Annotated in this window: 15 protein-coding genes; 7 read left to right on the top strand and 8 right to left on the bottom strand. The window is 44.6% G+C overall.

What is annotated here, in order from left to right; all coding sequences use genetic code 11:
* The first annotated feature begins 511 nt into the window (after nt 1–511).
* The gene (gene alaS, locus FBB35_RS15780) at nt 512–3,154 is read left to right on the top strand and encodes an alanine--tRNA ligase (protein ID WP_174710440.1); all 2,643 of its coding nucleotides are present in this window, start codon (nt 512–514) and stop codon (nt 3,152–3,154) included.
* A gap of 246 nt (nt 3,155–3,400) precedes the next feature.
* On the opposite strand, the gene FBB35_RS15775 is transcribed toward alaS, so the two are convergent.
* From FBB35_RS15775 to FBB35_RS15765, 3 genes are all read right to left on the bottom strand, one after another.
* Nucleotides 3,401–4,072 carry an AIM24 family protein gene (locus tag FBB35_RS15775; RefSeq protein WP_254625955.1) on the bottom strand — a complete coding sequence of 224 codons (672 nt, stop codon included), beginning with the start codon at nt 4,070–4,072 and terminating at the stop codon, nt 3,401–3,403.
* 296 nt (nt 4,073–4,368) lie between these two features.
* Nucleotides 4,369–5,865 carry a sensor histidine kinase KdpD gene (locus FBB35_RS15770; protein WP_174710439.1) on the bottom strand — a complete coding sequence of 499 codons (1,497 nt, stop codon included), beginning with the start codon at nt 5,863–5,865 and terminating at the stop codon, nt 4,369–4,371.
* A 258-nt stretch (nt 5,866–6,123) separates the two neighbouring features.
* Nucleotides 6,124–7,413: an ATP-binding protein gene (locus tag FBB35_RS15765; protein ID WP_254625954.1), complete on the bottom strand. Its 1,290-nt coding sequence runs from the start codon at nt 7,411–7,413 to the stop codon at nt 6,124–6,126.
* 114 nt (nt 7,414–7,527) lie between these two features.
* Here FBB35_RS15765 and FBB35_RS34740 point away from each other — a divergent pair, with 114 nt between their 5' ends.
* Nucleotides 7,528–7,905: a transposase gene (locus FBB35_RS34740; protein WP_254625633.1), complete on the top strand. Its 378-nt coding sequence runs from the start codon at nt 7,528–7,530 to the stop codon at nt 7,903–7,905.
* Between the two features lie 111 nt (nt 7,906–8,016).
* A complete protein-coding gene (locus FBB35_RS34735) occupies nt 8,017–8,487 on the top strand; it encodes a transposase (protein WP_254625953.1) in 471 nt (156 codons plus the stop codon).
* Here the strand turns inward: FBB35_RS34735 and FBB35_RS15755 are convergent.
* Entirely contained in the window at nt 8,453–8,866 is a 414-nt protein-coding gene (locus tag FBB35_RS15755; RefSeq protein WP_174710438.1) for a hypothetical protein, read from the bottom strand. The two genes, FBB35_RS34735 and FBB35_RS15755, sit on opposite strands and share 35 nt — an antisense overlap.
* Before the next feature lie 245 nt (nt 8,867–9,111).
* Here FBB35_RS15755 and FBB35_RS15750 point away from each other — a divergent pair, with 245 nt between their 5' ends.
* From FBB35_RS15750 to FBB35_RS15740, 3 genes are all read left to right on the top strand, one after another.
* Complete coding sequence (locus tag FBB35_RS15750; protein WP_174710437.1) at nt 9,112–9,930, top strand: SDR family oxidoreductase; 819 nt, start codon at nt 9,112–9,114, stop codon at nt 9,928–9,930.
* Between the two features lie 405 nt (nt 9,931–10,335).
* Complete coding sequence (dnaK, locus tag FBB35_RS15745; protein ID WP_174710436.1) at nt 10,336–12,240, top strand: molecular chaperone DnaK; 1,905 nt, start codon at nt 10,336–10,338, stop codon at nt 12,238–12,240.
* A 152-nt stretch (nt 12,241–12,392) separates the two neighbouring features.
* Nucleotides 12,393–13,046 carry an acetoacetate decarboxylase family protein gene (locus FBB35_RS15740; protein WP_174710435.1) on the top strand — a complete coding sequence of 218 codons (654 nt, stop codon included), beginning with the start codon at nt 12,393–12,395 and terminating at the stop codon, nt 13,044–13,046.
* Between the two features lie 703 nt (nt 13,047–13,749).
* Here FBB35_RS15740 and FBB35_RS15735 read toward each other — a convergent pair.
* From FBB35_RS15735 to FBB35_RS15720, 4 genes are all read right to left on the bottom strand, one after another.
* Nucleotides 13,750–15,630, bottom strand: coding sequence for an ABC transporter ATP-binding protein (locus FBB35_RS15735; RefSeq protein WP_174710434.1), 1,881 nt, complete (start codon nt 15,628–15,630; stop codon nt 13,750–13,752).
* A 198-nt stretch (nt 15,631–15,828) separates the two neighbouring features.
* Nucleotides 15,829–16,836 carry an aldo/keto reductase gene (locus tag FBB35_RS15730; RefSeq protein WP_174710433.1) on the bottom strand — a complete coding sequence of 336 codons (1,008 nt, stop codon included), beginning with the start codon at nt 16,834–16,836 and terminating at the stop codon, nt 15,829–15,831.
* A gap of 27 nt (nt 16,837–16,863) precedes the next feature.
* Nucleotides 16,864–17,922 (bottom strand): NAD(P)-dependent alcohol dehydrogenase, encoded by a 1,059-nt coding sequence (locus FBB35_RS15725; RefSeq protein WP_174710432.1) that lies wholly within the window; start codon nt 17,920–17,922, stop codon nt 16,864–16,866.
* A gap of 39 nt (nt 17,923–17,961) precedes the next feature.
* A complete protein-coding gene (locus tag FBB35_RS15720; protein ID WP_174710431.1) occupies nt 17,962–18,129 on the bottom strand; it encodes a hypothetical protein in 168 nt (55 codons plus the stop codon).
* Between the two features lie 70 nt (nt 18,130–18,199).
* On the opposite strand from FBB35_RS15720, the gene FBB35_RS15715 reads away from it, so the two are divergent.
* Nucleotides 18,200–19,162 carry an AraC family transcriptional regulator gene (locus tag FBB35_RS15715; RefSeq protein ID WP_174710430.1) on the top strand — a complete coding sequence of 321 codons (963 nt, stop codon included), beginning with the start codon at nt 18,200–18,202 and terminating at the stop codon, nt 19,160–19,162.

Below are 19,162 nucleotides of genomic sequence, written 5' to 3'. Positions count from 1 at the left end.
GTAAGCAGGATAAATAAAATATCTCTGCCTACGCACTTTATTTGTGTTTCTTTGCTTAAGTCACATCTTTGGTTTAACTGGTTGTTTCATTGATTGCAACATCATAAAATCTCGGAAAAAAGCTAAATAAAAAGTTTGATGTCAAAACCTGACCCTAAAGTGGGTAAATTAGTCAAATTTCGCCCTTAGAAAGGCAAACAATATTTAATACTTCCAGTTTTAGTGCCATTTGCTACCCTAGTACGGGAATTTTAAACTATTTCTTAAGGATTAATCTTAAAGACCAAAATACGATGCCTAGGACGGGCGCAGATGCAGCACATCCTACCAAAGTCAGATAATGTGGGTCTCAAAGCATCCTCATCACTGTATATAGCTCACAGACTTGTACAATTTGCTGGCGGTAATATGGAACAAAATGCAAGAATATATAAAGCTATTTATAAAAATACACTTACCCAGTGCCGCTACGCCCAAGTCTAGAGTCTAAAGTCTCAAGTTAAAAACACCTATGTCTTCAAATCCCCAGTACCTAAGCGGTAACGAAATTCGCAACACATTCCTCAACTTCTTTGCCCAACGGAGTCACCAAATCCTCCCAAGTGCGTCTCTTGTGCCAGAAGATCCAACCGTACTGCTGACGATCGCGGGGATGCTACCATTTAAGCCGATATTCTTGGGGCAGAGGACACCAGAATTTAAGCGGGCTACAACTTCACAAAAGTGTATCCGTACCAACGACATTGAAAATGTCGGACGCACTAAACGGCATCACACCTTTTTTGAGATGCTGGGTAATTTCAGCTTTGGTGATTATTTTAAAGAACAAGCGATCGCTTGGGGTTGGGAAATCTCCACGCAAGTGTTTGGTTTTTCTCCTCAAAATCTGGTTGTCAGCGTTTTTGAAGAAGATGATGAAGCCTTTGCTATCTGGCGCGATCAAATCGGTGTACCGATAGCGAGAATTAAACGCTTAGGCGAAGATGATAACTTTTGGGTATCTGGCCCGACTGGCCCTTGTGGCCCTTGTTCAGAAATATATTACGACTTCCACCCAGAACGCGGTGACGAAAATATCGATTTAGAAGACGATTCCCGGTTCATCGAGTTTTACAACCTCGTATTCATGCAATATAACCGGGATGCTTCAGGCAATTTAACGCCACTGCAAAACAAGAACATCGACACAGGTATGGGTTTGGAGAGAATGGCGCAAATTCTCCAAAAAGTACCCAATAACTATGAAACTGACCTGATTTTTCCAATTATCCAAACAGCCGCCCAAATTGCTGCCATTGATTACCATAGCAGCGACGAGAAAACTAAAGTCTCTTTGAAAGTCATTGGCGATCATGTTCGTTCTGTTGTCCACATGATTGCTGATGAAATTCGCGCCTCCAATGTGGGAAGAGGTTATGTACTGCGGCGATTGATTCGGCGGGTGGTGCGTCATGGGCGATTAATTGGGATTTCTGGCGAATTTACTACCCAAGTGGCTGAAACTGCGATCGCTCTTTCGGAATCAGCTTACCCCAATGTGCGCCAACGGGAAGCAGCAATTAAAGCTGAGTTGCAACGGGAAGAATCGAATTTTCTCAGAACTCTGGATAGAGGTGAAAAACTCTTAGAAGAAATTATCCAAGAGGTGAAACATCAAGGAAACACTCAAATTAGTGGTGAAAGTGCATTTACCCTTTATGACACCTACGGATTTCCCCTCGAACTTACTCAAGAAGTTGCCGAAGAAAATAATCTCACAGTTGACGCTGAGGGATTTGAGGCACAAATGGAAATTCAAAAAGGACGTGGTAGAGATGCACATGAAACCATCGATTTAACTGTCCAAGGTTCCCTCGACAAGCTAGCAGAACACATCCAAGTTACCGAGTTTTTAGGCTACACCCAATCGGCGACGACGGCAATAATCGAAGCGATTTTGCTAGAAGGTGTTTCTCAAGAAGAAGTCGAAGCGGGGACACAGGTACAAATAGTCCTTGACAAAACGCCATTTTATGCTGAATCTGGCGGACAAATCGGCGATCGCGGTTATATCTCTGGTGATGGGATTCTTGTTCGCGTTGAAGACGTTAAAAAAGAATCTGATTTCTTTGTTCACTTCGGACGCATCGAACGCGGTACACTGCGCGTAGGCGATCGCGTCACCGCCCAAATCGATCCGGCTTGTCGCCGTCGCGCCCAAGCTAACCATACCGCAACGCACCTATTGCAAGCGGCGTTGAAAAAAATTGTTGATGATGGCATATCTCAAGCAGGTTCTTTGGTTTCCTTTGACAGGTTGCGCTTTGACTTCAACTGTCCCCGCGCATTGACAGCAGAGGAAGTGCAACAAATTGAAGAACAAGTGAACACTTGGATTGCCCAAGCCCATGCTGCAAAGGTGGAAGTATTGCCTTTAGCAGAGGCGAAAGCTAAGGGTGCTGTTGCGATGTTCGGTGAAAAATACGGCGACGAAGTGCGGGTAATTGACTTCCCCAGCGTATCAATGGAACTCTGCGGTGGCACTCATGTCAGCAATACTGCTGAAATTGGCGTGTTTAAGATTATCTCGGAAGCTGGCGTGGCTTCTGGAGTGCGACGCATTGAAGCTGTTTCGGGGCCAGCAATCCTAGATTATCTCAACCTGCGGGATAAAGTAGTTAAAGATTTGAGCGATCGCTTTAAAGTCAAACCCGAAGAATTACCAGACAGAATTACAAGTCTGCAAAGCGAACTCAGAAATAGTCAGAAGGAATTGGAAACCTTAAAGGTGCAATTAGCGATCGCTAAATCTGACAGTTTGCTGCAAACAGTAGAAACTGTAGGCGATCATAAAATTATCGTCGCCCAATTAGAAGATGTCGATCCAGAATCATTGAAAACCGCAGCCGAACGCCTGTTACAAAAAATCGGCAACGGTGCAGTGGTGCTAGGTTCTGTTCCCGAAGCTGATAAAGTCAGCATCGTTGCAGCTTTTAGTCCAGAAGTTAACAAAAAAGGTTTGCAAGCTGGTAAATTTGTCGGTGCGATCGCTAAAATCTGCGGCGGCGGCGGCGGCGGAAGACCAAACTTAGCCCAAGCTGGCGGACGCGATGCCAGTAAATTACCAGATGCGTTGCAACAAGCAGAAAGTGATTTAAAGTCCGCATTGGCTTAAACCCACATCTGACAATCCCCAGTTCGTTGCTATTAGCTTTGGAATTCTATTCTGAGGCTAATAGCTAAAATCCTTTGAAGATGCTCTTGAAGAATAATTCAGGAGTCAGGAGTCATATCATGTCCGGTTAATTAATTATGATTACCACATCTGTGCAAAAATCGGAAAATCCTTTTTCCCCCTGCCCCCTGCGGTCTTCATGATAAGTCTTTAAGCTGACATGATATGACTGATCATTGATAATTCTTAGCCAGAAGTTTTTGGTAACGCGGCAGTAATTTGCCGAATCATCATGACTTTCCAGTAAGGTATGGGAGCAAGCAATACAGTCCCAGTTCCCTCAAAAGTATTGACGAGAAATTCACCAGAAGTCATCGAACCTAAAAGAGATTTGGTAGCTTTTTCAACGCGATAATTTAAAGTATTTGTGCGAGCGATCGCAAAATTTCCATCGACAACTAATCGGTCATTTTGTAAATTTATTACTTCTACAGGGCCTTGTGCTACCATTACCACTTTACCTCTACCTTTGACTTTTGTTTGAAACAAACCCTCGCCACCAATTAAGCCTGATACAAATTTGTTTCGTTCAATTCCTACTTCTATACTGCCATCACTAGCCCAATAAGCACCACTATCTAAAATCCATTCACTACCGTCTAATTCGAGAATGTGATATCCCGCTAAAGACGGCTCTAAATATAATTCACCCGTACCTGTATATGTAGGACGGAAAATGTTTTCTCCTGTGGCTAATGATTTTAAAAACCCGCCTGCTGAAGGGGCTTTAGATTGCATCTGAACGTTGCCACGAATATAGTACATAGCACCAGATTCAGTCCGTACTGTTTCGTTTTGCAAAGTTACTTTGACTAAACGTAAGCTTTCTTTTTCGATTATTTCAAAATGTGCCATCATTCTCCTATTTGTTTTTACACAAATGTGTACTTGGCTCTTAGACAGAATTTATATCCATTTTTGGCATCTATTTTTACTAATGGCAAGTAAGATAAATTTAATTACTGTCTGATTTAATGTGAGATAAATTAGTCTAACAAAAAGACCTCTCCCTGGTTTCTACTAAGTAAAACCTGTCCCTCTCCGAGTCGGAGAGGGACAGACTTGAACGAAAGTTCAAGGCAGGGAGAGGTTTCTTTAACTTATGTTAATTTAGAGTGAATATTTATAATTTAAAAAATATAGTTGATGAATATTCACTCCCAAGTTTTAGCTCCAGATTTATGTTTGTTGCTAACTTCTAAGGGAAGGAAAATCGTCAAAACTTCCCCATAGTGTGGACGCTGACGCACAATCAATTTACCGCCGATCGCTTGAAATAAATGCTTGGTTGCAGCAATATTCAAACTAATCGTACCCGTTTCTGGTTGGAACATCAGCAATTGACCAAGGGCTTTGCGAATTGGTGGCGTTGCAGGTGTGGCGGCTTTACTGGAATCTTTGCATCCAAATTGGGGCGATAATTGTAACTTCAGTTGATCTCCAGCCGGAATAACTTGCACTTGAATATGGCTACCAGAGGGCAAGCTGCGAGTGAAATTCTCTATTAAACCGGTGAGTACCTGATCGAGCATCATGGGATTACTTACCACAGTTGGTAGTTGCTGGGGTAAAACAACATTTAAAGTTAAGTTCCGACGATGCGCTGCTTGTTCCCACCGAGGAATGCTCTGCTGCAACACTTGATCTAAAGACATCGGGGTGAGTTGAGTTTTTGAACATTTTGTAGAGGCAGTAGTTTCTAATTCTGCTGCCTTAAACAGCAACTCCATGCGATCAATTTGCTCAGTACATTCGTGATCGATAATTTTTAAGCGATTGATCACACTAGCATCTAAATCTCGCCGCTTCAGCAGTAGACGAGTCATGGTGCGAATAGTTGTTAAAGGTGTGCGGACTTCGTGAGCGAAGGCTTGGAGCAGTTCGACATCAGGATTTGGGGATTGGGAATTGGGAATTGGGAATTGGGAATTGGTATTTTTCCCCCTGCTCCCTGCTCCACTTCGGCTACGCTCAGTGACCACCTGCTCCCCTGCTTCTTCCCCAGTCTCTTCTGCTTCTGTTAATTCCTGAAGCAGCAACTGACTAAACTGAATCATGATGCGGCAATCTGGCGCTACCGGAGAATACTGTTGTACTAATACATCCAGGCGGGCAAAAAATTCTGGATTAGCCAGCATTACTCTGGCTCCTAGCGATCGCCAAGCTTGCTGTACTACTTCCGGTTCAAAAGAAAATGAAAAGGTTTTTTTACCGTTTTTATGGGTTGCTAAAACTAGTACTAATCTAAATTTATCAGTAAAAACTAAGCAAAACTGCTCTGTCCCCAGAGGATCAGCAGGTAATAAGGGAAGTACCGATTCATGAGGAGCGATTTCTTCATTTATAGTTGCAATCGCATCTGGCATCTGAAATGGCATCAGTGCCAAGGGATTAAATGGTTTTGCTGTGAAAGTTACTGTCTGTAAGTTTTGAGTCAGTTTTGGCTGACTGAATAAGGGTGCAGGTGCAGCTAAAACTAATCCTTGAGTTGTGTCAACTGAATTAGCTGCTAAAGTATTTAATAGCAAATGTTCAGTTGCCGCGAGGCTGATACGCCACTGCCGTTCTGCTTTACCAGGTGAACATTCAGCCACACTTGATTGATTTTGGGCCAAGATTTCGCTCAGACTTGGCAATATCCATTCGTACACAGGCTTTCACCCCTTAATTCAAGAGCGACTAACAACGTCTAAGGTAGACATTTCGCTACTACCTACGAGGTTATAACCATTTGTGTACTGTTGAAAGTGGTAGAACCGAACAATTCGGGCGCAATTTCCGCTATATAGCGATGTCTACGACGGTCACTGAGCGCAGTCGTACCACTTCGTGCAAGCAAGCTACGCGCAGCGTCTCGTAGAGAAGTGCGGGCTACGCCTACGCAGTTATGGGCTGAAAAACACTCATACTTACCCTATTATGCGATCGCTGATTGATGATTGTGCTAATTTCGCTGCTCTAATTGGGATTGCAATCACAAACTCTGCACCCTGTCCCGGTGATGAGATACATTCCAAAGATCCACCATGCTTTTCAGTAATTATCTGGTAGCTGATCGATAATCCCATACCAGTCCCCTTACCAACTGCTTTCGTAGTGAAAAAAGGGTCAAATAAACGCGACTGAATTTCTTTTGGAATTCCCGATCCATTATCAGTAATCCGAATCACAGCATTTTCATTTACCTGTTCCGAAGAAATGCGAATCAAGGGATTTAGACAAAGTTCTTTTTGGAAAGCCTCTTCTAAAGCATCGATTGCATTTGCCAAGAGGTTCATAAATACCTGATTCATTTGCCCTGCAAAACACTGAATTTTAGGTATTTCTCCATATTCTTTGACCACTTCAATTTGAGGGCGATTATTTTGTGCCTTGAGCCGATGTTGCAAAATTAACAGGGTACTGTCTATTCCTTCATACAAATCAGCCGTTTTTAACTCAGCTTCATCCAAGCGAGAGAAAATTCGTAGACTGAGAACAATTTCCCGGATACGTTTAGCCCCCATTTTCATTGAGGCTAACATCTTAGGCAAATCTTCTATTAGATACTCAATATCGTTCAGTTGGTTAGCATTTTGAATTTCTGGCTCTGGATAGGGGTAGTGTTTTTGATAAAGCTTAATTAACAGCAACATATGTTGAGTGTAATCATCAGTGTATTCGAGGTTGCCGTAGATAAAATTAACCGGATTGTTGATTTCATGGGCAACTCCCGCCACTAGTTGACCCAGACTTGACATCTTTTCAGATTGAATTAATTGGATCTGGGTTCTTTGCAGTTCTTTTAAAGCTTGCTGAAGTTCTGCTTCTGCCTGCTGGCGATCACTAATTTCGTCTCGTAATTGTTCATTGGTATTGACCAACTTATCTCTAGAATGTTGAAGATCGTCCGCCATTTTGTTGAATGAGGTAGCTAAATCGCCAATTTCATCCTGGGAGCGAATACAAACTCTGCTATCCAGCTTCCCTTCAGCCAGATTTACCACAGCTTGCTGGAGTTGTTTAATCGGTTTTGAGATGCTTCTGGAGATCAAATAGCCTACTGATAGTGCCAGTATGCCAGATGCCAAACTAATAAACGACGTGACAATAATATTTTTTTCGGCTGTTGCTAGTGCTGCTTTGTAAAGTGGGGTATATTCCAGAATGACTGCACCAATTGTTTTACCCTTGTTAGTTTGAAAAGCAACAGCAATCAATTGAATCCCCTTTGGGTACTCAGGACTAGTCTCAACATAAGTTCTGGGTATATAGCGGTTATCAGTCTACTTCAGTACAGTAGGAGAGAGCAATTCTACTGATAATTGGTGGTGATGAAAGCCTACTCTCTCGACTTGCGTCAAAAAATAGTTGATGCTTATGCCTGCGGTGACATTTCCCAACGAAAACTGGCTAAAAACTTTGGTGTCACCTTAAGTTTTGTGCAAAATTTACTCAAACGCCATCGAGAATTGGGGATGATAGGCCCCAAGGTGCGGACTGAGCAGACAGCAACAAAGTTGAATGCTGAACAGTTAGAAATCCTGCGCCAACTCGTCATAGCACAGCCCGATGCGACGTTAAGCGAATTGCGGGAACGACTTTACGAGAAAACAGAGGTCTTAATTGGGGTAGCTACGGTGAATCGGATGGTTCGCTGGAAACTTCACCTCAACCTCAAAAAAAAGTCTCCACCTCACAAAAAAAGGTAGTGATGAAGTCCAACTAGCCCGATTTGAGTACTGGAAACTCTTGAGGGGGATACCCGTCGAAGAGCTGATTTTCTTAGATGAATCGGGAGTTAATCTGTCCTTCATCCGCAAATGTGCCCGCGCCTTGCCTGGCCTTCTTCAGGCTATGCTCAAAAGCCCAACCGCAAAGGGAAAAATGTCTCGGTAATTGGTGCAATTAGCTTGAAAGGACTGCTCACCCAATGGAGTGGCTTAGGTTCTATCGATGCTTTGACTTTTGATGCCTTCATCGCCCAAAAGCTCGTACCCAAACTTTGGCCTGGTGCAGTGGTGATCATGGATAACTGCTCAATCCATAAAAGTGATGAACTTGAAGCTTTGCTCATCGCTGCTGGCGCTCATCTCATTTATCTCCCCCCCTATTCTCCCGATTTTTCACCGATTGAGAATTGTTGGTCCAAGATTAAGAACATTCTCCGTCGCATCGGTGCAAGGACATACCCTGATTTACTCCAGGCATTAGATACGGCATTCGCAGAAGTGACAATAGAGAATTTGCTGGGTTGGTTTACTCACTGCTGCTACTGTACCTCACAAGACTGATAACCGCTATACCATCTTGAATAGTTTTACCAACTTCATTATTGTGATCGTGATCTAATCGCGTACCGATATCTTCTGCAACTACATCTGCCAGAATGATTTTATTACGATCTACAATTTCTAGATCGCGCTGACGTTGCTTATGTAGCGATTCTACATGCTCTTGTAAATGGGCTAGTATTTTCTCACGCGATCGCAGTTCGTGGTCTTCAAGCTCATGACTTACGAAATATCCCAGTAATCCAGCAACCTCTTCAGCTTCTTGTTGAGCAAGATATTTAGCCATCTTCAATTGTTGATGGGCACTAATCGCACCAACGATTACTGAGATAGTAGCCATTCCCAGAATACCCGAAATTAATTTTTGACTAATTTTCATTCCTTGCTTGAAACCTCAAGTGCTTGCTACTGTTCTGATTCAGTTTTGGGAAATTTGACCTGGTTTTAAAATTCCCAATTGTCAGCCTGAAAGCTACAGAATCAACAGCTATTAGCCAAATTTTTAATCTGAGTCTATTTTGGCGATACCTTCTGTGCGAAACGCTATGCGTAGCTTTCTTCCCCACAGGGTACGCGATCGCATTTTTTGAGTAGATTAAAAAGAGACTATCTCAAAGGCAATTTATGACTTCTTTTGATTCAGCTGAAGATTTGGTACTAGTTGCTGGTGCTACTGGTGGAGTGGGGCAACTGGTGGTAGGCAAACTCCTGGAAAAGGGTTTGAAAGTTCGCGTTCTGACACGCAATGCCGCCAAAGCCGAAGAAATGTTTAACCAAAGAACGGAAATTGCCCTTGGTGACATCCGTCAGCCAGCTACACTCCCAGCCGCAACGCAAAATGTCACCCACATAATCTGCTGTACTGGAACCACCGCTTTTCCCTCTGCGCGATGGGAGTTTGACCAAACCCCGAACTTGCTGGAATGGGGAATCACCTTCCTTAACCCCAAATCTAGCGAAGCAAAAGCAAAGAATAGTCCAGCCAAGGTTGATGCCCAAGGTGTCAGCAACCTTGTTACAGCAGCACCCCAGAATTTGAAGCGATTCGTTTTCGTCTCTTCTTGTGGAATTCTCCGTAAAGATCAGTTTCCTTTTAGTATTCTTAATGCTTTTGGCGTGTTGGATGCCAAACAAAAAGGTGAGGAGTCCATTATTAATTCAGGATTGCCCTACACGATTATCCGCCCAGGACGCTTGATTGACGGGCCTTATACTTCATACGACCTCAACACACTGCTAAAGGCCAAAACAGATGGTAAATATGGTGTGATTATAGCCACAGGAGATACACTTTCAGGTGATACCAGTCGGATTGATGTAGCAAACGCTTGCGTGGAATGCCTTTTTCAGCCAAGTAGTTCCCAGAAAATTTTTGAAATAGTCAACCAGGGACAAAGACCACCTGTAATTGATTGGGAAACTCTTTTCGCTCGACTTAAGTAACTGCTAAGTGCTGAATCATATTTTATCTAATCCCCAATTCCCAATTCCCAGTACTTTACCTCTAAAGACGGCAAACACCACTCGGATGTTACGGTTCACCCTAATTACTGAAAGTATTAATTCTCATACATTAGACAGAGTGAAGGCAAATCAATCCATGAACCAACTAAAAAAACTATTTAGTTAGTCTAACCGTCCTAAGCAAGGTTCGGGAAACCACCCTTCATGGACTGGCTACCCCTAAGCTTCAGTATATATATCAGCATAATCTGGAGTTTTAGTCCCAGGAAAGCCAAATCAAAGGTATTCATGCTGAATTGGCTGATTTATTGACCTGTTGGTTCAAAATTTAGTCCTTTATATTCTCATTCATTCATTTGTAGTTATACGGAGCCAGCACCTAAAATGGCAAAAGTAGTTGGAATTGACTTAGGAACAACGAACTCCTGCGTGGCAGTGATGGAAGGTGGTAAACCCACAGTAATTGCTAATGCTGAAGGTTTTCGGACAACGCCATCAGTAGTGGCATTTGCGAAAAATGGCGACAACTTGGTTGGCCAAATCGCCAAACGCCAAGCGGTGATGAACCCCGAAAATACGTTTTACTCAGTCAAACGCTTTATCGGTCGCCGCTACGATGAAGTGGGTAACGAAGCAACTGAAGTTTCTTACAAAGTTCTCAGCAGCAACGGCAATGTCAAATTAGATTGTCCGATAGCTGGTAAACCGTTTGCTCCTGAAGAAATTTCTGCAAAGGTTCTTCGCAAACTAGTTGAAGATGCCAGCAAATACCTTGGTGAAACTGTTACCCAAGCTGTAATCACCGTTCCTGCATACTTTAACGACTCTCAACGGCAAGCGACAAAAGACGCTGGTAAAATCGCCGGGATTGAAGTTCTGCGGATTATCAACGAGCCGACTGCTGCTTCTCTAGCTTATGGGTTTGACAAGAAGAGTAACGAAACCATTCTCGTATTTGACCTTGGTGGTGGTACCTTCGACGTATCCGTGCTGGAAGTAGGAGATGGAGTTTTTGAAGTACTAGCTACATCTGGGGATACACACCTTGGTGGTGACGACTTTGATAAAAAAATAGTTGACTTCTTAGCTGAAAAGTTCAAGAAAGCCGAAGGAATTGACCTGCGGAAAGATAAACAAGCTTTACAACGTCTGACTGAAGCCGCAGAAAAAGCCAAAATTGAGCTTTCTAGCGTTACCCAAGCAGAAATCAACCTACCATTTATCACCGCTACCCAGGACGGGCCCAAGCACCTGGATACAACCCTGACTCGTGCCACCTTTGAAGAACTTTGTTCTGACTTAATCGACCGTTGCCGTATCCCTGTAGAAAACGCTCTCCGGGATGCCAAGTTAACCAAAGGCGATATTGATGAAGTGGTATTAGTTGGTGGTTCTACCCGGATTCCCGCAGTCCACCAAATTGTGAAGCAGGTATTGGGTAAAGACCCTAACCAAAGTGTTAACCCTGATGAAGTTGTAGCAATTGGTGCAGCTATTCAAGCAGGTGTATTGAATAATGAAGTTACTGGCATCTTACTGTTAGATGTATCACCGCTTTCTTTGGGTGTTGAAACATTGGGCGGCGTGATGACCAAAATTATCCCCCGCAACACGACAATCCCCACCAAGAAATCGGAAGTTTTCTCTACCGCAGTGGATGGTCAAACCAACGTAGAAATTCACGTCCTTCAAGGTGAACGCGAATTTTCTAACGATAACAAGAGTTTGGGAACCTTCCGCCTTGATGGTATTCCTCCTGCACCACGTGGCGTTCCTCAAATTGAAGTGGTGTTCGATATTGACGCTAACGGTATCCTTAACGTCACCGCTAAGGACAAAGGTACTGGTAAAGAACAGTCCATCAGCATAACTGGCGCTTCCACTCTGGATAAATCTGATGTTGACCGGATGGTAAGAGAAGCTGAACAAAACGCTTCATCTGACAAAGATCGGCGTGAGAAGATTGAACGCAAGAACCAAGCCGACTCCTTGTCATACCAAGCTGAAAAGCAGTTACAAGAATTGGGCGATAAAGTTCCGGCTGCTGACAAGACTAAAGTTGAAGGTTTGGTAAAAGAACTGCGGGAAGCAGTTGCCAAAGAAGACGATGAGCAAATCAAGAAGCTCACCCCAGAATTGCAACAAGCCCTATTCGCTGTTGGTAGCAACATCTATCAACAAGCTGGTGCCGGTGCAGCACCTGGTGCTGAACCTCAAGATGGTGGTTCTAGCTCTACCTCTGGTAGCGGCGACGATGTGATTGACGCTGATTTTACAGAGAGTAAATAATTCTTCTACTTCTTTCGGGATAATTATTTTGTCCCGCCTCATATTACCCATCCAGGTATTAACCTGGGTGGGAATTTTTTTAGGAGTTATGAGTAAAAATAAATAATATTGCTATTTTAATTGATTTCTAACTCCTCACTATTAACTCCCTTATGCCATATCCACAGGCACCTTGGACACTTCAAGGCTACGCTATCCAAACTCTTCATTTAGTGAATATTGACCTAGTACGCCCTTTGATTCCTTTAGAGTTAAAGATTATTTCTGTATGGCCTGGTAAAACCATCGCTAGCGTGTATTTATCTAAGTACGGTTCAGGCTCGGTACTAGAATACAGTGAGTTAATTATTGCCCCAGCTTTGGTTAATTACCAGAGAAAAATCGGCGGTTGGATTTCTCACATTTATGTAGATAATGCTGATTCGGTGTCTGGTGGTCGAGAAATTTGGGGACTACCAAAGGAATTAGCTGATTTTACCTGGAAAGAAGGAGAGCATATCACTGTGCATCAGGGAAACCAGAAGTTGTGTAGTCTTAAGTATAGTCAGCAAACCTTGGCATGGAGACAGGGTTTAAGTGCTTCTGGTTTCAGCGTCAAGGGTACTGATTTGATGATGTTCCCTGCTAAATTTGAGTCTGTATTGGGTTTGATTGGTTCTCAGTTAGAAATCCCCACCGAAAGTCCTTTTTCTGGAATAGGTTTAGGTCAGCCTTTATTAACTGTGCGTTGTGAGCAAATGAGTTTGCAGGTTGATGCCCCAAAAGTTGTAGGTCAATCGAGTGGAGATTTTAGATTAACCCCATAAGTTTTTCTGGAAAAGGAATTACGGTTCAAAGCGCTACTTGTACAAAATCGTGGGTATTGAGAAGCGATAAATCGCCGTCTCTACAAGTGTTTTGGTGTATTGAATTATATTGGGGCATAATTCGGAATGCTGCACTTTGATCTTGTAGTTCTAGATATACCTAAAAAAGTAAACAGCAAATGGTCGCTTGAAAGTATATAGCAATCCTATTTGAGTTGTGAAAAATGTAGATTAGGAAACGAACCGCATACTCCTACGGAGAAGCAAGCTACGCGCAGCGTCTCGTTAGAGAAGGACGCAAAGGACGCAAAGGGAGGAAAGAAGAAAGAGAGATGTAGTTTTCACGAATGATTTAGGACTGCTATATGGGATAGATTGGATGGTCTATCTCGCTATACATTATATGTAATATCTAGCAATTTTTTAAATTTAAATTATTTACTTAATTAGCAAGCTTGAGAAAACGACACCCTTATTACCCTACTGATAATCAACAGTAGGGTTTTTTGTTGAAAATAACTAAATTACCAACTTTTAATACAATTTTATTTATTATTAAAGTCCATACAAGGAGCAACACAGCTAGTCTTTTAAAGGTGTTTTATACTCTAAATAAGACAAATTGAGATTTGATTTGCTGGTATGGATGTAGTTACAGAAATAGCGATCGCTATTTCCCCCTTCAGATTATTCTGAAAATATCCTAACTTCCCAACATCTGCAAGTTATGCAAAGTCGCATAAAGCCCTCCCTGTTCCAATAGTTCATCGTGACTTCCCTGTTCGATTAATTCGCCACGCTTGAGAACAAAAATCCGGTCTACATTGCGAATCGTAGACAGGCGGTGAGCGATAATAATGGCGGTACGTCTGAGCATTAGCTGGTTTAATGCTTGTTGCACTAAAGCTTCTGTGCCAACATCTAAACTAGCGGTAGCTTCATCTAACACCAAAATTTGAGGATCGCGAATAGCAGCCCGCGCAAAGGCTAAAAGTTGCTTTTGACCACTAGAAATATTTGTGCCGCGTTCTCGAAGTTGAGTATCATACCCTTGAGGTAGTTCTTCTATAAATTGGGCAATGTTGGTTTGCTCTGCTGCTTGCTGAATCTGTTCAATGGTATAGCCATCTCCTAAAGAAATGTTGCTTTTAACATCGCCAGCAAACAAAAAGCCTTCTTGTAAAATTACTGCCATGTAGCGCCGCAGTTCTGCCTGTGGGACTTCTCGAATGTCTACGCCATCGATGAGAATGCGTCCTTTGCTGGGTTCATAGAGGCGACATAAAAGCCGGATGATCGAAGTTTTGCCCGCACCGGTGGGGCCAACTAATGCCACTTTTTCACCAGGACGAATGATGAAATCTAAGTCTTTAATTACGTAATCATCATTTTTATAAGCAAACCAGACATGATCAAAGCAAATCTCTCCCAGTTCAGGCGGGGAAGTAATATCTGGGGATTCTAGATTTGCAACGATTTCGTCTATGTAGCCGAATTTAGCATCAAATATTGAGAATCGCACATTGGCGCGATCGCGGATTTCTATCGGTTCATCTAATATATCGCCTACACGCTCAATGGCAGTAAAACCAGCTTGGATTACCGTAAATTTTTCGGCAAAATCTCTTAAAGGATCAAATAATCGCTGGGCATACAAAACAAATGCCGATAAAGTCCCAAAAGCTAAACTTTTTCCTAAGAGTAACCAACCACCCATACACAAAACAGCTGCGATCGCAATCAGCCCAATCCATTCTAAGGTTGCTGAAATAAATGAATCATAAAAAATGGTTTGATCCATTTGCTGAGTGTAGCGGCTGTTGGTAGCACGAAACAGTTCGGAATTAAATTTTTCCCTGCGGAATAACTGCACTACGTTAATCCCAAGGACATTTTCTTGTAGCTGTGAGTTCAATATAGAAAGTTCTTCCCGCCCTTTGTAATTGGCTTTGCGGTACTGTTGCTGAATGTAAACAATTAACCAGGTAATTGGTAATAACATTAATAGCAGCAAGCAAGTGAGTTGCCATTCGATGGAAAACATTAAACCCAAAATCACCAGCATAGAAAACAAATTGGACACAATGCCAATTGCTCCAGTGGAAAAGACATCGCCTAAGACTTCCACATCGCTGGTGATTCTGGTGATTAATTTACCTACGGGTGTGCGGTCAAAAAAGCGTACTGCTAGGGAGGTTACGTGCTGAAATAAATCTTGGCGAATTGCGGCGGTGATTTGTTGCCCTAGCTTCTGTACTAAATAACCCTGGTAGCCTGTAAAAATCAATCGGATTGCGATCGCCACAAACAACAATCCCTCCAGGATATTTAACCCTTCGGACAAGGGGCGATTCCTGAGAAATTCGTAAGCGCTTGGTTCATTGCGAATAAGAGAGATAACTTGGCCAATCAACAGAGGTTGGACGGCATTAGCTAGGGCGATGGGTATGAGTAGACACATCGACAGCGCCAATAGTTGTCCGTTACGACGGGCGTAAGGCACTAGACGCAAAAACAACCGCCAGTCATTTTCACGCCGACGAGGTTGCGTATAAGATTTTTTGAGAGATTGATAAATGCTCATAGTAAGAGCATTATATTAATGTTTCTAAAAAAATACGCATATTTAAAGTAGCCTTTGTCCTGCGACTCTGATACCATGCCTGAGATAGAAACCGCAAAATTCCTACTCAGACATAGATGTAGCGTATTATGCTCTAGCTGGTTCAAAATGGCAGCTAGATGATTCTCTTGACCATTTGTATTACTATTTTTTTGCCGCTCAACGACCGGTCATCTGCTCCAGCTTTTCGGGGTATCTCGCCCCTTGCACCGCGATCTTGGAGGTGGCATCATCGATGTCACGCAGATCGTCAGGCGTGAGTTCAACGGAGACTGCCCCAATGTTTTCGTCCAAGCGATGCAGCTTTGTGGTACCTGGGATCGGAACAATCCACGGCTTCTGAGCTAGCAGCCAGGCAAGTGCGATCTGAGCAGGTGTCGCCTGCTTCTGTTCTGCAATGCTACCGAGCAGATTAATCAGAGACTGATTCGCCCTGAGAGCTTCCGGCGTGAAGCGAGGCAGGGTGCTGCGGAAGTCGGAACTGTCGAAGGTGGCGTTTTCGTCCATCTTGCCAGTGAGAAAGCCCTTACCCAGTGGGCTGTACGGGACAAAGCCGATTCCGAGTTCCTCAAGGGTCGATATCACTTCCTTCTCAGGAGTCCTCGTCCACAGCGAGTATTCACTCTGGAGAGCAGTGATCGGCTGAACTGCGTGCGCGCGACGGATAGTTTGCACTCCTGCTTCAGAGAGTCCAAAGTGCTTAACCTTACCTTCCTGAATCAGTTCTTTCACTGCTCCTGCCACATCTTCGATCGGCACGTTCGGGTCAACTCGGTGCTGATAGAGTAGGTCGATTGTCTCGACCTTGAGTCGCTTGAGCGAACCCTCCACGACTTCCTTAATATGCTCCGGTCGGCTATTCAATCCGGGTGAACCCTTCATGCCACGGGGATCAGAATTCGGACTGATGTCGAACCCGAATTTGGTGGCGATGACCACTTGGTCGCGGAAGGGAGCGAGAGCTTCACCGACCAGCTCTTCGTTGGTGAAAGGGCCGTAGACCTCGGCGGTGTCAAAGAATGTAATGCCGCGATCAACGGCGGCCCTAAGAAGATCGGTCATCTCCTGTGTGTCTTTGGGTGGGCCATAAGAAAAGCTCATTCCCATACAGCCAAGCCCGATCGCCGAGACTTCTAGATTACTGTTTCCAAGTTTGCGATTTTGCATTATTACTCCTTTGAGGTTCTACCTCGGTTATGCAGATTTAAGGGATGCCATATCAATACAGAAGCGGTACTTCACATCAGACTTGAGCAGGCGATCGTAAGCTTCGTTGACCTTCTGGATCGGGATGACTTCGACATCGGCGGTGATGTTATGCTCACCGCAAAAATCAAGCATTTCCTGGGTTTCAGCGATGCCGCCGATCATAGAACCGGAGAGACTGCGGCGGGCCATGATGAGGCTGAATGCCGAGACATCTAGGGGCTTCTCGGGTGCGCCGACCAAGGTGATGTTCCCGTCGAGACGAAGCAGGTTGAGATAGGCGTTGATGTCGTGTTTGGCGGAGACGGTATCGAGAATGAAATCGAAGCTGCCAGCGTGCTTTTGCATTTCGTCGGTGTTACGGGAGACAACGACTTCATCGGCACCGAGGCGGAGCGCGTCTTCCGTCTTATCGGGCGAAGTGGTGAAGACGACGACGTGGGCATCGAACGCACGAGCTAACTTCACGCCCATGTGGCCCAGCCCACCGAGACCGACCACGCCGACCTTCTTACCCTTGGTGACACCCCAGTGGCGCATGGGCGAGTAGGTTGTGATTCCGGCGCAGAGGAGCGGCGCAACCCCAGCGAGATCGAGGTTGGAGGGAACGCGCAGAACGAAGCGTTCATCGACGACGATGCTATCAGAGTAGCCACCATAAGTGACACCTCCAAGGTGTTTATCCGGGGAGTTATAGGTTTGGGTCATGTTCGAGCAGAACTGCTCAAGACCACCCCTGCAATGGGGGCAGGTGCCATCCGAGTCAACCATGCAGCCGACCGCGGCCAGGTCGCCAGGCTTGTACTTTGTAACTGCCGAGCCGACCTTAGTGACACGGCCGACAATCTCATGACCGGGAACAATCGGATAGACCGTGGATATGCTGCTGCTCCACTCGTTACGCACCGAATGGAGATCGGAGTGGCAGATGCCGCAGAAGAGGATTTGAATCTGCACGTCCTGTTCAGTTGGATCGCGCCGCTCGATATTGGTGGAGGATAGCGGTGATGTTGCACTGGCTGCGGAATAAGCTTTTGTGTTGTACATAAATTGATGCTCCAATCTTGAAGATAAGCTGGTTTCCTTCTACTCGGTCTTGAATCTGTCTTGATATTGCTCGTCGCTGACCTTTTCCAGCCAGTCCACGGGCTTGCCATTGAGCGCCTCCTGAAAGTCAAAACTGAGTTTTCTCTTAAATAAAAATCCAGAATGCTTATAAAAAGCCGAAATCATTTTCCATTGCTTTAGCTTCATTCTAAGAATCCTCAAGGGCAAGCAATAGAACGATCGTCTAAGATTGTTGTACAATCCTGCAAACTTAGAAATGAACGCTGCCAATATCGATTTAATGAACGACCCGCAGGCAAAGCGCGAGGCAGACAGAGCGCAAGCCAACAGAGACGAACTAAAAGAGCATATTGCACGGACTATTCGTCATGATGGGACGATTGAGCCTCTGAAAGGATTGCACTTCAACCGCTCCTGTTCGCCTTCGGAATGTGTTCATAGTGTCTCTATCCCTGCTTTTTGTGCGATCGCTCAGGGCAGCAAAGAAGTTCTTCTGGGCAGCGATCTCTATCAGTATGACCCGATGCATTATCTGCTTGCTACGGCCGAACTACCGATTGTCAGCCAAATTCTGGAAGCATCCAAGGAGCAACCGTACCTTAGCCTTCGCCTCGATCTCGACCCCACCCTCGTTGGCTCAGTGATGGTCGAGGCAGGGCATCCCTCATCGAGCCGTACTGATGTGAAAGCGATTGACGTAAGTCCGTTGAATGCAAATCTGTTGGACGCTGTGGTCAGACTCGTCAGGCTTCTAGATTCCCCTGCTGAAGGTCATGTTCTTGCACCACTGATTAAGCGGGAAATCATTTACCGACTCCTGATGGGAGAGCAAGGTAATCGGCTCCGCCATATTGCAGTTCTGGGTGGCTACACCCACCACATCGCCAGAGCCGTCGAGCGACTTCGTAAAGACTTTGACCAGCCGCTTCGGATTGAAAGCATCGCACGAGAGTTGGGAATGAGTGTATCGGGCTTTCACCATCACTTCAAGTCTGTCACTGCAATGAGTCCCTTGCAGTTCCAGAAGCAACTGCGGCTCCAAGAGGCTCGCCGTGTGATGCTGGGGGAAAACCTTGATGCTACCAGTGCTGCCTATCGAGTGGGGTATGATGATGCCTCGCACTTCAACCGGGAGTACAAGCGGCTCTTTGGTGCCCCACCGATGCGCGATGTGGAGCGGCTGCGAGAAGCTGCTAGGGAGACTGCTAGTCCAATCTGA

The organism is Nostoc sp. TCL240-02, assembly GCF_013343235.1.
Lineage (GTDB): Bacteria > Cyanobacteriota > Cyanobacteriia > Cyanobacteriales > Nostocaceae > Nostoc.
This window is presented reverse-complemented; position numbering and strand designations above follow the sequence as displayed.